Source organism: Silvibacterium sp. (assembly GCF_047605705.1).
Classification (GTDB): Bacteria; Acidobacteriota; Terriglobia; order Terriglobales; family Acidobacteriaceae; genus Silvibacterium.
In genome coordinates this window covers 117,402-131,068 of record NZ_JASGFD010000004.1, presented here as the reverse complement: position 1 = coordinate 131,068, position 13,667 = coordinate 117,402, and the positions used below count along the sequence as shown (strand labels likewise).

Genomic DNA, 13,667 nt, shown 5'->3' with positions numbered 1-13,667 from the left:
TGTGGTACCAGACAGGAAATGTAACAGAGTATTCCGAGGCTGTTCCATTTTGGGAATTAAAAAGTGGGGGGGACTACACTAGGGGACAGATATGGGTAAGCCAGTCATTCTTGCAGTCGACGATGATGCCAGCGTTCTGGAAGCAGTAGTGCAGGATCTGCGGCGGAAGTACGGCGCCGAATACCGGATTCTGCGAGCAGCCTCGGGGCAGGCGGCGCTGGACACCTGCGCGCAGCTGAAGCAGCGCGGGGACTCCGTGGCGCTGATTCTCTCCGACCAGCGGATGCCGGGGATGTCCGGCGTAGAACTGCTGGAGCGGGTGCAGCAGGTTTATCCGGAGGCGAAGCGGGCGCTGCTGACCGCCTATGCCGATACGGAAGCCGCGATCCGGGCGATCAATACGGCGAAGATCAACTATTACCTGACGAAGCCATGGGATCCGCCGGAGGAGCACCTCTATCCGGTGCTGGATGACCTGCTGGAAGCCTGGGCCCAGGGGTATCGTCCTCCGTTTGAAGGACTGCGCGTCATCGGGCTCCGGTGGTCGGTCCGGGACTTCGAGGTGCGCGATTTCCTCTCGCGCAACCAAGTGCCCTATGTCTGGCTCGATCCCGAGCGGGACTCTGAGGCCGTGGAGTTGATGCGGCGCTACAGCCTGGAAGATAAGAAGCTGCCGGCGCTGGTCTTTGCCGACGGCAAGACGCTGGTGCAGCCGACACAACTGGAACTGGCGGAGCGGATCGGGCTGCGGACGCATGCCGAGAAGGACTTTTACGACCTGGTGGTCATCGGTGCGGGGCCGGCGGGATTGGCTGCGGCGGTGTATGGCGCTTCGGAAGGGTTGCGGACGCTGGTTGTCGAGCCGGAGGCTCCGGGCGGGCAGGCCGGTTCGAGCTCACGGATCGAGAATTATCTGGGCTTTCCTTCGGGCCTGAGCGGTGCGGACCTGGCGCGGCGAGCCTTCGCGCAGGCCTCCCGGTTCGGGGCGGAGTTCCTGACCCAGCGGGTCTGCGGCATCAAGGTAGACCATCAATACCGGCTGGCCTGCATGGGGGACGGGCGTGAAGTTTCGAGCCATGTGTGTCTGATTGCCACAGGCGTACATTACCGGCGGCTGGATGTGCCGGGAGTTGAACGACTTACGGGCCTTGGGGTGTACTATGGCGCAGCGCTGGTCGAGGCCCGCTCCTGCCGTGACGAAGAAGTCTTTATCGTCGGAGGGGCGAATTCGGCCGGTCAGGCGGCGATGCACTTCTCGAAATATGCCCGCCAGGTGACGATGCTGGTGCGTGGAGAATCGCTCGAGTCGAGCATGTCGAAATATTTAATCAATCAGATTGCTGACACATCCAATATTCGGGTTGAGACGCACTCGGAGGTCATTGAGGCGTTCGGAGACGGGCGGCTGGAGTCGCTGCGGATTCGCGGACCGGAGGGAGAACGGACAGAACCGGCGACGGGGCTGTTCATCTTCATCGGCGCGGCGCCGGCAACGAACTGGCTCCCGGAGCAGGTGATGCGGGATCCGAACGGTTTCATTCTTTCCGGGCCAGACCTGCAGGTCGAAGGGAAATATCCCTCGGTCTGGAAGGAAAAGCGTCCTCCGTACCTGCTGGAAAGCAGCATTCCCGGGGTGTTCGTGGCCGGGGATGTGCGGCATGGTTCGGTGAAACGCGCGGCCTCGGCGGTGGGCGAGGGGTCGATTGCGGTGCAGTTCATCCACCAGTACCTGTCGCATTTCTAGGCAAAGAGCCTGCGACAGTGGTTTTGTGAGGGGCTTTGCCGATCTCCTGCCGGAATCGAGGAGGTTGATCGGGTTTGACGCGTGGTTTTGCATTTTGAGGAGCGGCTGAAGGCCTGAGGGCTTTCGAGGCTGACGTGGACAGGACGACAGCAGACGATGGAAGCGGCATACACACAGCTGAGCAGCAGAACCGTATCGGCACTGGACCTTCTCGAGGAGATGCGACGAGTTCCCATCTTCTCGCAAATCAAGGATGAGGATCTCAGTTGTCTGGGCGACGTCGACCTGATCGATGCGCCGACGGGAACCGTGCTGATCTCGCCGGGAGAGCCTGAGCTCTCTTACTGGGTAGTCTTGTCCGGCCGATTGCGGATGACCAAGCTCGAAACCGACGGCACGAAGACGCTGATGGCGACCTTCGAGGCTGGAGACGCTTTCGGCGAGGTACCGCTGCTCACGGGAGCCACATCCACGGCGGTGCAGGTAAAGATGACCTCGGACGGTGAGGTCATCCGGGTAGGCTCGGCAGGGTTCTGGCGGCTGATGGGAACCTGCCCCATGGTACGGGGCGCGGTGCTCGAAAACGTGGGCCGCAGGATGGGCGCCTACCAGGTGATGACCCGTCACCGGGAGAAGCTGGTAACGCTGGGCACGCTGGCTGCCGGATTGATGCACGAGTTAAATAATCCGGGAACGGCCGCACGCCGGGCCGCCTCGCAGCTGCGTGAAAATCTGACCCGGCTGCAGCAGATCAGCCTGCGCTTCTCCGAAACAGAGCTGACGCCCGAGCAGAAGCGCTGCCTGGCACAGCTGCAGGCTGAAGCGCTCCGGGACCGCAAGCCGCAGCCAATGAGTTCGCTGGAACAGGCCGACGCCGAGCAGGAACTGGCGGAGTGGCTCGAAGATGTGGGCGTCGATAACGCCTGGAAGATGGCGCCGACCCTGGTGCAGGTAGGCTGGGAGTGCGACGACATCGTCTGCGCGCAGCATGCCTTTCCGCGCGAGATTCTTTCCGATGCCCTCAACTGGCTGGAAGCGCTGATTTCAAGCCTGCAACTGGTAGGGACGGTCGAAGAGTCCGTAGCCCGTGTGACGGATCTTGTCGTGGCGGTGAAGAAGTATGCCTATGCCGATAAGAACCGCGCGGGCGAGATCGATGTCCATGACAGCATTCAGAGCACGCTGACGATCCTGGCGCACAAATTCCGTCACAAGCAGCTCACCGTGGAGAAATCGTTTGCGCAGGGTATGCCGACCCTCCACACGACGGGCACGGGGCTGAATCAGGTGTGGACGAACATCCTGGACAATGCGATCGACGCTTCGCCCGATGGCGGAAAACTGAGTATCCGGACGTGGAAGGATGCGGAATTCCTTTACGTGGGCATCGCGGACCAGGGACAGGGTATTCCGGAAGACCTGCGCGAGCACATCTTCGAGCCGTTCTTCACCACCAAGCCGGTGGGCGTGGGGACAGGGCTCGGGCTTGACATCGCGCACCGGATTGTCGTCGGGCAGTTCAACGGCAATATCGAGTTTGAATCGCATCCCGGGAAGACAGAGTTTGTGGTGCGACTGCCGCTCGAAGCGCCGCCAGAAGCCCCCGCACCCAAGCCCGGGCTTGACGCGGGCATCTCATAGTTCTGGTGATCGCAGAAGCATAGCGCGAGACGGCACTCCCGTCTCGCGCTGTACTTTTGTAATCCGGAATCTTTTCTTCTCGCGCTGAGCAACACGCTTTTCGAAAAACTTCCTTTCCGCCAATTAGCATCTCTTTCTTTAAGAAGTGAAATGATCTGCGGAGATGCCTTTCATGCACAGCTTTGAGTTCGCGACTGCGCGCCGAGTCCTGTTCGGCTCCGGAGAAAGCGCCCGCCTGGGTGAAATGGCAAACCTGTTTGCGATGCGCCGTTGCCTGGTTGTAACGGGCAGCTCGCCCGATCGGGTGTCTTCGATCGTTGAGCCTTTGAAGGCGAGCGGCATCGCCCTGTTCTCTCATTCTTTCCAGGGGGAGCCGACCGTTGAGGTTGTCCGGCAGGGCGTGGCGCAGGCCCGCGAGAGGGGCTGCGATGGGGTGATCGCCATTGGCGGAGGCAGCGTGCTCGACGCGGGGAAGGCGATTGCGTCCTTGCTGCGAAATGAGGGCGATGTGCTCGATTACCTGGAGGTGATCGGCAAGGGACGGCAACTGGAAGAGCCGAGCGCGCCGTGGATCGCACTGCCGACAACCGCGGGCACGGGCGCCGAGGTTACGAAGAACGCGGTGCTGTTCTCGCCCAAGGATCGGGTGAAGGTGAGCCTGCGCAGCCCGTGGATGTTGCCTGCCGTGGCGATTGTCGATCCGGATTTGACGAAGGGGTTGCCGCGGAAGCAGACGATCTGGAGCGCAATGGACGCGCTGACGCAGCTGATCGAACCATATGTCTCCTGCCGGGCCAATGTCATCGTGGACGGTTTCTGCCTCCAGGGCATGCCGCTTGTGGCAGGCGCTCTCGAGAAGATGACCAAGGGTGATCCCGATGCCGCGATGCGCGCGGATATGGCGATGGGCAGTCTGCTGAGCGGTATGTCTCTGGCGAATGCCGGACTGGGCGTGGTGCATGGATTCGCGGGCCCGTTGGGCGGTATGTTCGATGCGCCGCATGGGGCGATCTGCGCGGCGCTCCTGCCACACGGCATGGAGGCAAACATCGCTTTCCTTCGCCGAGCGGAAACTGCAAAGGCAGGCTCGGTTGTGGCTTCTCTGGAACGGTTTGCGACGGTGGCTCGGCGTTTGACCGGGCGGCCCGCTGCTTCGCCGGAAGATGGAGTGGCTTATGTGAAGACACTGGCCAGAGACCTGGAAGTGCAGCCGCTTTCGAGCTTTGGCATGACGGCTGCGGAGGCAGAGGAGGTTGTCGCCAAGGCACAGAAGGCTAGCAGCATGAAAGCGAACACCGTTGTTCTGAGTGCCGAGGAGCTGACGCAGGTGTATCGAAACGCGCTTTGAATATCCTCTTCTGATTTACCGCGATAGCCCGTTCCGGCTCCCGGTAGCGGCTGCGCAAAAGGCAGAACAATCTCTAAGGGCGCGCGGATGTCCGCCGATAGAACAAACAGTGCCCGTCCGCCGGCTGGAGTGGAGGTTTCTCCATCCAGTGAGAGGCGCGCGTTCTGAGGAGAGCCCTGCGCGTATGTTCGCCATCATCGGAATCGTGGTGGTTTTTGGAGCCGTGATCGGCGGCTTCCTGATTGAGAAAGGGCCTCTGGCGGTGCTGATCCAGCCGGCGGAGCTGATCATTATTGGAGGTGCGGCGCTCGGTACCCTGATCATTGCCAACCCATTGCACACGATAAAAGGGGTGATGAGCGGGCTGCTGGGCACGTTTAAGGGCTCGCATTACACCAAGGCGCTGTATGTCTCGACGTTGAAGATGATGTTCGAGCTGTTGAACAAGGTGCGGCGTTCGGGCATGCTCTCGATCGAGGCGGATATCGAGAAGCCGGACGAGAGCGAAATCTTCAAACAGTATCCGGAGTTTCTGCACGATCACCACTCGCGCGACTTTGTCTGCGACACGCTGCGGATGGCAGTGACCGGTGGCGTAGAGCCTTTCGATCTGGACCAGATGATGGACCTCGACATGGAGGTGCAACACAAGGGAGCGCATGAGCCGATTACGGCGCTTACGACGGTAGCCGATGCGCTGCCCGGTCTGGGGATTGTGGCGGCAGTGCTGGGCGTCGTCATCACCATGGGGGCGCTGAGCGGACCGCCCGAGGAGATCGGACACCACGTGGCCGCGGCGCTGGTGGGTACCTTTCTCGGCATTCTGCTGTGCTATGGCGTGATAGGTCCGCTGGGGACGAACATGGGCAAGGCCAGCGAGCAGCACCATGCGTACTTGTATGTGCTGCGTGTATTGATGGTCTCCTTCATCAAAGGCAATGCGCCGATGCAGGCGATCGAGATTGCGCGGCGTGCGATTCCGACGCATGTGCGGCCTAGCTTTACCGAGGTGGAAGCAGCCTGCTCCGGTAAGCCGGCTGCTGCCGAGGGTGAGGCTGCGGCGTGAGCAGCAAGAAGAACATCATCATCATCAAGAAGGTGGCAGGGCATGGCGGCCATCACGGCGGCGCGTGGAAGGTGGCCTATGCCGACTTCGTGACGGCGATGATGGCGTTGTTCATCGTGCTGTGGCTGCTGAACTGCACCCCGCACGTGAAGAAGGCCGTGGCTGGCTACTTTCAGGATCCACTCGGTAAATCCAAGGACAATGGCAGTGAAAAAGCGGGTGAGGATTCGAACAGCACTGAGACGACATCCGACGCGGCCAAGGAAAAGATCGAGAAGCTGAAGGAGCAGATGCAGAAGTCAATTGAGAGCACGCCGGATCTGAATCCGCTGGCCAAGCAGATCCAGATGAAGATCACGCCGGATGGGCTTCGGATCGAGTTGTTGGAGTCGAGCAATGGCACCTTCTTTGATTCCGGCAGCCCGGTGCCGAATGACAAAGGCAAGGAAGTGCTGAGCATGTTGGCGCGGCAGTTGACTGGCGTGCCGAACCGCGTCTCGATCGAGGGGCACACGGATTCGCAGGGGTATGGCAGTTCCAGTTATACGAACTGGGAGCTTTCTGCCGATCGTGCGAACGCAGCGCGCCGGATACTGCAGTCTTCCGGGCTGCGAGAGAACCAGGTCTCCGAGGTGCGCGGCTACGCGGATCAGCGGCTGCGTGTCGAGTCGAACCCAATGGACCCGTCGAATCGCCGCATTGCCGTGGTGGTGCAGTATGCGGATGGTGCGAAGTTGCCGGCGATCTCCGTTGCAAATCTGCCGCAAGGGGTGCAGGTGAGTACTCCGGCGGATGAGCCTTCGAAGCCCTCCGCCTCAACGCCTGCGACGCCTGCACCGGCCACGCCTGCTCAGGCAAAGAAATAATCCAGAGAACCGGTATGCTAGCTTCACTGCGCGGCCTGTCTGGACGCGCGGTGGAGGACTGGGCAGATGCGCGGTTGTATGCGGCGAGTTGGATTGTGGATCTTGATGCTGGTAATCGCCTCGGGCGCGATGGCGCAGGAGGATGCTTCGGCAACGGCCTTTCGGCGGGCTCAGGAGCTACGGCACGGAATCAATCTCTCGAATTGGTTTGCCAGCGGCGATCTCTCGCCGCAGCATCTGGCTTCAGCGGTGACCGAGGCGGATCTTACAGCGATCCACGCGATGGGCTTTGACTCGGTGCGCATTGGTGTGGAGCCTTCGCTCATTGCGCGGCATGGCCAACTGACGCCGGCGAATCCGGCTGCGCTGGCCGCTCTGCATAAAGCTGTCGATGAGGCATTGGCTGCGCATCTTGCCGTCACGCTCTGTGTCTTTCCGTCAGACGATTACAAGCATGGATTGAGCGGGGAGTGGGGCATTGGAGAGCTGACGGAAACGTGGCGAATCCTGGCTACAAGGTTTGCAGGAAGCGATCCGGAGCACGTCTTCTATGAACTCATCAACGAGCCTGAGGTGCAGGACGCCTACCGCTGGATGGGGATCGAGGCGCGATTGATGGAGGCGGTCCGCGGGGTCGATCCGGAGCACACGATCATCGCCGCAGGTGCGAATTACAGCAGCCTCGAAGACCTGTTGGCGACCGAGCCGTTGCATGACCGAAATGTGATCTATACCTTCCACTTCTACGAACCATATCCGTTCACGCATCAGGGTGCCACGTGGGGCTCGGCGGAGTGGCCTTACTACAAGAGCATCCCGTATCCTGCGACTCCGGCACAGATGATGGAGCAATTGAAGGAAGTGCCGGGCGATCTGGCTCGCTACTATCTCTATCTCTACGCTGCAGGTGGATGGAATGCAGAGACGATTGCCGGACGGGTTGCCTTTGCCGCGACCTGGGGGAAAGAGCGTGGCGTGCCGGTGATAGCGAACGAGTTCGGTGTGTATCGCGACACAGCCGATGCTGCCTCACGCATGCGCTGGCTGCACGATGTGCGAACGGCCTTTGAAGGGAACGGCATTGGCTGGACGATGTGGGACTACGCAGGGAACTTCGGTGTGGTGAGGAGCGTGAACGGAAAAACAGAGCCGGATGCTGCGGTGCTGGATGCTCTGGGTCTGAAGTAAGGGGCATGAGGTACGCCCCTCTGCACCGTTACCAGGGAACGGTGCATCCGAGATAATCCAGATATTCCAGTCCGGGATTTCCTCTTTTCGGGGGAAACAAGATCGTCCAGCGCTTCGACGGCGCGCATGGGAGACAGCGCATTTGTAACCATGATGCGAGTAAATTCTTCGGTCGTTACTTCGCCGATGGTTTCCTTCTCATCATTTGTGACACCGGCATTTACAAATAGTATTTCGAAAGCTCTTCCGGACAGCTTCTGCCGCAGCACGGCGATCTGTTCCTGGTCGCAGATGTCCTGTGTTTCTATCTCAAGCCGATCCTCGGTATGCAGGAAGGCGTATCCGGCAAGCGGTGCGGCTCGCGAGTAAGAGATCTCGACAAGGTAAATGAAAAAGTGTCTGGGCCAGATGTCATGCGTGCTGGCAGAGCTTTAGGATCGAGGGGATGAAACGCAGAAGCTTTCTTCAGACGCTGGGCGCGACGATGGCTGCCGCTGCCATTCCTGCAGACTCTTTCGCTGCGAGCGCATGGGATTCGGGATCTCCTATCGACCGCAAGGCGCTGGTGGAGCGGCACGTGGTCGTGTTGCAGAAACCTGATTCCTTATCGCCGCTCTCGGTGGGCAATGGCGAGCTTGGTTTCACCGCGGATGTGACGGGCCTGCAGACCTTTCCTGCGTTTCATGCGCCCGGCATGCCGCTGCACACCATGGCGCAGTGGGCATGGCATGAGTCTCCGAACCCGCATGGATACACGCTTTCGGAGACGATGGAGATGTACGACAGCCACGGGCGGAGTGTGCCGTATCCCTCGAACGATCAGTCTCCGGCGGGCGAGTGGCTGATGCGCAATCCGCATCGCTTCGATCTTGGACGGCTTGCTTTGTGTTGCCGCAGGTGAATGGCAGGGAGGCTGCAATCGAGGACCTGGAGGCGATCCGGCAGGTGATGGATATCTGGAACGGCATGCTGCTCTCCCGCTTTACGCTGAACGGTCAGCTGGTCGAGGTAGAGACAGTTATCGATCCGGATCGCGATGTACTTGCGGTGCTGGTCCGTTCCTCGTTGTTGAAGTCGGAAGCGATGGGCATCCGGCTTGCCTTTCCCGGCGCTCCGGACGATTGGAGAAACCAGACGGACTGGGATCATCCCGAAACGCACACTACGCGGGCGACACTGCATGCGGAGAGTGCAGTGTTCACGCGTCAGCTCGATGGGACGACGATGACGTACGTACGTGCGGCATGGACGCGGGGTGCGGCCTGCCGCCAGGTCGCGCAGCATGTTTTCGAATGGCGTGCACATCATGAGACGTTGGAGCTGATTCTGGCGTTCTCGGCTCAGCCTTCATCGGAGCCTCTGCCATCTTTCGACCGGGTGAAGGCGGCTGCAAACCGCCACTGGAATCAGTTCTGGATGACAGGCGGCGCAGTGGATCTCTCGGAAAGCAGCGATCCGCGATGGAAAGAGCTGGAGCGGCGCATCGTGTTGTCGCAGTATCAGACGGCGGTGAACTCCGCAGGCTCGTTGCCTCCGCAGGAGACAGGGCTGGTGACCAACAGCTGGGGCGGGAAGTTTCACCTGGAGATGTACTGGTGGCACGAGGCGCATTTCACGCTGTGGGGACGCGAGGCTCTGCTCAGAAAGAGCATCGGATACTACCAGCGGATTCTGCCGGTGGCGCGGGAGACGGCAGCGCGCATCGGCTGCAAGGGTGCGCGGTGGCCGAAGATGATCGGACCTGCGGCGAGGGAAAGCCCGAACGGCATAAATCCTTTTTTGGTGTGGCAGCAGCCGCATCCCATTCATTTTGCCGAGCTGATGTACCAGGCCGAGCCGACAAAGGAGACGCTCGCGTTCTTCCGCGAGATCGTTTTTGAGACAGCCGAATTCATGGCATCGTTTGCGTGGTGGAATGCGGAGCGAAGCTGCTTCGAGCTGGGGCCTCCGATGACGTCGGCACAGGAAGAAGGATTCCGAAGCCGCCGGACGGCGAAGAATCCGACCTTCGAATTGGCCTATTGGAGCTGGTCCCTGGGCATTGCGCAGCAGTGGCGCACGCGGCTGGGGGAAGCTCCTTCGCCGGAGTGGGAGCATGTGCGGAAGAATCTTGCGCCGCTTGCCATGCGCGATGGCGTTTATGTCGAGATCGAGAGCCCGGTGACTCCACTGATCGACCACCCCACGATGCTGGGTGCGCTCGGCGTTACGCCTGCGACGGGCAAGGTGGATCCGGTAACGATGCAGAAGACCCTGGACTTTGTTTTTACGAAGTGGGATCAGAAGACGACGTGGGGATGGGACTATCCCATGATGGCCATGACCGCGGCGCGGCTTGGAAGGCCGGAACAGGCGATCGAGGCGCTGTTTATTGATACGCCGAAAAACCGATATCTGCCGAACGGACACAACTTCCAGCAGCTGCCGGAGCTGCCGCTATATCTGCCGGGCAATGGAGGATTGCTCTTTGCCATCGCGCTGATGGCCGCAGGCTGGAAAGAGGGTCCATCACGGCAGGCACCGGGATTTCCGAGCAGGGAGCAGGGCTGGGTGGTGTGGCATGAGGGATTGCGGCCCGCGCTGTAACGCCGGACCGCAATCCCTTACAGCCTCTAGATGAACCGCGCAAAGCGGGCCCGGCGCTGCTCCCACTCCTCAGTTGAGAAGAGACGCGGGCCAACTTCAATCAGTCTCGGCATCATGTTGAAGACCGCGCCTGCTCCCCAGGGTTTGCCGCTGCGGGTGCGAAAGCCTTTTTCGTTGAGATCGCTGGCGACACTCGAGAGAGGGAAGTCCTGCACGAGGAGCTCCATCATGAGGGTGAGGGCCTGGTTCTCGTTGGGATCGGTCTCGAGGCGCTGGCAATCGTCGGAGATGCGCAGGCCGTAGGGGATGTCCTCGGCGAAGGCACCTTCGGTGGGACGCTCGTCGTCGGGGAGCTCACGACGCCATTCGAGTGAGACGAGCTGCCAGCCGGAGGCCGCGCGCTGCTGCATGATTTCTGGGCTGAAGGGGCCGGAGATAACATCACGGATGCGTTCGAAGTGTGGCATGGAGGCCTCCTGCGAGATGACGACGGGAGAATACACAGCAATTCAGGTTCCATGCGAAGGATTTGTTCGGCATTGCGCAACGTTTTACCGGATCAGGAGATAGCTTCCGATGCTTTCTACACGGGATAGAGAGTGAGTGTCCGTTTCTGTACTCAGGTGTTCGTCTGGGGACGGGAAGTGATGCGGAAACCCTTGGCGCCCCACCCATGACCAACTGTGTGTCATGAGTGGGGCTCCCGACTACTGCGCGCAGAGCGGAGTGGAGTTTTGTTTCTACTCGTTCTGTTTCTTGGTGAGGGGCCGGGGCCCGGGGCCGTCGGCAGTCATCTTGATGGGCTCGATGTTGCCGTTGGCGTCGAAGTGCATCTCGTCGATGGCCAGGACGCGCTGTGCGATGTCGGAGGTGCCGAGTGGATGGCGATGGTAGACGATGTACCAGTCATCAGTGCCGGGGATGTGCAGAACCGAATGATGGCCGGGGCCGAAGGCGATCTTCGGATCGGTGGAAAGGATCTTACCGACGCGCTCGAAGGGACCGGTGGGGCTGGTGCTCTTCGCGTAGGCAACGCCGTAGGACGCGTCGCCCCAATCACCCTCGGACCACATGAAGTAGTAGACGCCGTTGCGCTTGATGACGAACGGGCCTTCGACGTAGTCCTTCGGAGTGATCTCCTTGTAAAGCGAGCCATCCTTCATGGGGATGACGTGGGTGAGATCGGGCGAGAGCTGGGCTACGTTGCAGTGGCCCTGTCCGCCGTAATAGAGATAAATGCTGCCGTCGTCATCCTTCATCACGAAGGGGTCGATGGGCTGCGCGCCGTTGTGGAACTCGCCGACGAGCGGATGACCGAGGGCATCGACGAATGGGCCTCCGGGGTTGTCGCTTACGGCGACGCCGATGCCGCCCGGGAAGGTGTCGGTCTTCTGGATGTCATTCGCGGCGAAGAAGACGTAGTATCCGCCGTTGAGGTGGATGGCACTAGGAGCCCAGATGGCGTAGGCGGCCCAGGCGACGTCCTTTGTCTCGAGAACGTAAGGGTGCTTCGTCCAGTGCACGAGGTCGGGCGAGGAAAGTGCGTCGAGCGAGGTGTGCAGCAGATACACGGGGTGGATGACATGTCCTTCACGCAGCTTCGTCTGCTGGTCATTGAACTTTTCGTGGTGGTTGGGATCGGGATTCGGGTCCGAGGTGGTGGGATAGATCCAATACTGGCCATTGAAGATGTGAATCTCGGGGTCAGCGTAGTAGCCCTGCTTTTCGAGATTCGCAGAGGACTGAGACCAGGCGGAGGCGGTGATGGTAGCCAGGGCAAGGAGCGAAAGCGCAGAGCGGAGCACGGAGCGAGTCATGGATCGGTACACGAGAGTTCCTGCGTAAGGGGGATGCAAAGCTTTGGGTCCATTGTAGGAGACGAGGGAAGCGGTTCCGCGGATGATCTTTTTTGTTCGCAAAGGTGAGCTGCGGTGCTCGCCAGTTTACGGAGGAAGCTGCTAGGATCGTGCGTTTTCTTGGGAACCTCTCGCGAACAGGAGATGCGCATGGGGGCAGTTACAACGGACGAGGCGGAAAGCAGGGTGGGGACATATCCATTTCTTCTCACGGACGATCAGGAGCAACTGAGGGCCGCGATCCGGAAGTTTGCGGCGAAGGAGATCGCTCCTCATGTCTCGCGATGGGATGAGACTGGCGAGTTTCCCGCCGATGTCGTTCGGCAACTGGGCGAGATGGGCCTGCTCGGGGTGGTCTTTCCAGCAGAATATGGCGGCAGCGGCCTCGGTTATGTGGATTACGTACTGGCGATCGAGGAGCTGTCGGCGGTGGATGGCTCGGTGGGGATTATCGTCGCGGCGCACAATTCGCTCTGCACAAATCATATTTTTCTCGCCGGCAATGAGGAGCAGCGGCGGAAGTATGTGCCGAAGCTGGCGAGCGGCGAGTGGCTGGGCTCCTGGGCTCTGACAGAACCGGGCTCGGGCTCGGATGCATCAGCGGCGCGCACCACGGCGGCGAAGGTGGACGGCGGCTGGCGGCTGAACGGTACCAAGACCTTCATCACCAACGGCGGCCATGCGGATGTGGCGGTGGTGATCGCGGTGACGGATCGCGAGAAAGGCACACATGGGCTCTCGGCATTTCTTGTGGAGAAAGGCACGCCGGGCTTTCGCGCAGGCAAGAAAGAGAACAAGCTGGGCCTGCGGGCGAGCGATACGTCGGAGCTGATCTTCGACGACTGCGTGGTGCCGGAGGAGAATCTCGTCGGGGCGTTAGGCGAGGGCTTCATCGACGCGATGCGCATTCTTGATGGGGGACGGATCTCGATTGCGGCGTTGTCGCTGGGCATTGCGCGGGGTGCGCTCGATGCTTCGCTGCGTTATGTGAAGGACCGGCGGCAATTCGGCAAGGCGATCGCGGAGTTTCAAGGCATCCAGTGGAAGCTGGCGGATATGGCGACGGAGCTGGATGCGGCGCGGTTGTTGACGCAACGGGCGGCGGTGCTCAAGGATGCGGGAAAGAAAGTGACACGCGAATCGAGCATGGCGAAGCTCTATGCGAGCGAGGTCGCGGTGCGCATCTGCAATGAAGCAGTGCAACTGCATGGAGGTTACGGCTTCCTCAAGGATTTCCCGGCCGAGAAGTTTTATCGCGACGTGAAGCTGTGCACCATCGGTGAGGGGACGAGCGAGATTCAACGCATGGTGATCGCACGGGAGATTTTGAAGGTTTCGCCTTCGCGGGGATGAGAAGGCGATGTAATAAATC

Annotated in this window: 11 protein-coding genes; 9 read left to right on the top strand and 2 right to left on the bottom strand. The window is 60.5% G+C overall.

The genetic code is table 11. The features are described from left to right. The first annotated feature begins 91 nt into the window (after positions 1-91). The 8 genes from QM649_RS02775 to QM649_RS02740 all read left to right on the top strand — a co-directional run bounded on the left by QM649_RS02775 (position 92) and on the right by QM649_RS02740 (position 10,439). The gene (locus tag QM649_RS02775; RefSeq protein ID WP_415197477.1) at positions 92-1,744 is read left to right on the top strand and encodes an FAD-dependent oxidoreductase; all 1,653 of its coding nucleotides are present in this window, start codon (positions 92-94) and stop codon (positions 1,742-1,744) included. A 219-nt stretch (positions 1,745-1,963) separates the two neighbouring features. Beyond that, positions 1,964-3,385 (top strand): ATP-binding protein, encoded by a 1,422-nt coding sequence (locus QM649_RS02770; RefSeq protein WP_415197476.1) that lies wholly within the window; start codon positions 1,964-1,966, stop codon positions 3,383-3,385. Positions 3,386-3,548: 163 nt separating this feature from the next. Next, positions 3,549-4,733, top strand: coding sequence for an iron-containing alcohol dehydrogenase (locus QM649_RS02765; protein ID WP_415197475.1), 1,185 nt, complete (start codon positions 3,549-3,551; stop codon positions 4,731-4,733). Between the two features lie 184 nt (positions 4,734-4,917). Next, complete coding sequence (gene motA, locus QM649_RS02760) at positions 4,918-5,799, top strand: flagellar motor stator protein MotA (RefSeq protein ID WP_415197474.1); 882 nt, start codon at positions 4,918-4,920, stop codon at positions 5,797-5,799. Further along, positions 5,796-6,665 carry a flagellar motor protein MotB gene (locus QM649_RS02755; protein WP_415197473.1) on the top strand — a complete coding sequence of 290 codons (870 nt, stop codon included), beginning with the start codon at positions 5,796-5,798 and terminating at the stop codon, positions 6,663-6,665. Before motA ends, QM649_RS02755 begins: the two co-directional genes overlap by 4 nt. A 105-nt stretch (positions 6,666-6,770) precedes the next feature. Then, positions 6,771-7,853, top strand: a complete 1,083-nt coding sequence (locus tag QM649_RS02750; protein ID WP_415197493.1) for a glycoside hydrolase family 5 protein — start codon at positions 6,771-6,773, stop codon at positions 7,851-7,853. 445 nt (positions 7,854-8,298) lie between these two features. After that, the gene (locus tag QM649_RS02745; protein ID WP_415197472.1) at positions 8,299-8,754 is read left to right on the top strand and encodes a hypothetical protein; all 456 of its coding nucleotides are present in this window, start codon (positions 8,299-8,301) and stop codon (positions 8,752-8,754) included. After that, entirely contained in the window at positions 8,739-10,439 is a 1,701-nt protein-coding gene (locus QM649_RS02740) for a hypothetical protein (RefSeq protein ID WP_415197471.1), read from the top strand. The genes QM649_RS02745 and QM649_RS02740 overlap by 16 nt, the downstream gene beginning before the upstream one ends. A 26-nt stretch (positions 10,440-10,465) precedes the next feature. Here QM649_RS02740 and QM649_RS02735 read toward each other — a convergent pair whose 3' ends face one another. Continuing rightward, positions 10,466-10,906, bottom strand: a complete 441-nt coding sequence (locus tag QM649_RS02735; RefSeq protein WP_415197470.1) for a recombinase family protein — start codon at positions 10,904-10,906, stop codon at positions 10,466-10,468. 273 nt (positions 10,907-11,179) lie between these two features. Then, positions 11,180-12,268, bottom strand: coding sequence for a glycoside hydrolase family 43 protein (locus QM649_RS02730; RefSeq protein ID WP_415197469.1), 1,089 nt, complete (start codon positions 12,266-12,268; stop codon positions 11,180-11,182). Positions 12,269-12,445: 177 nt separating this feature from the next. On the opposite strand from QM649_RS02730, the gene QM649_RS02725 reads away from it, so the two are divergent. Continuing rightward, positions 12,446-13,648, top strand: a complete 1,203-nt coding sequence (locus QM649_RS02725; RefSeq protein WP_415197468.1) for an acyl-CoA dehydrogenase — start codon at positions 12,446-12,448, stop codon at positions 13,646-13,648. Positions 13,649-13,667: the final 19 nt, after the last annotated feature.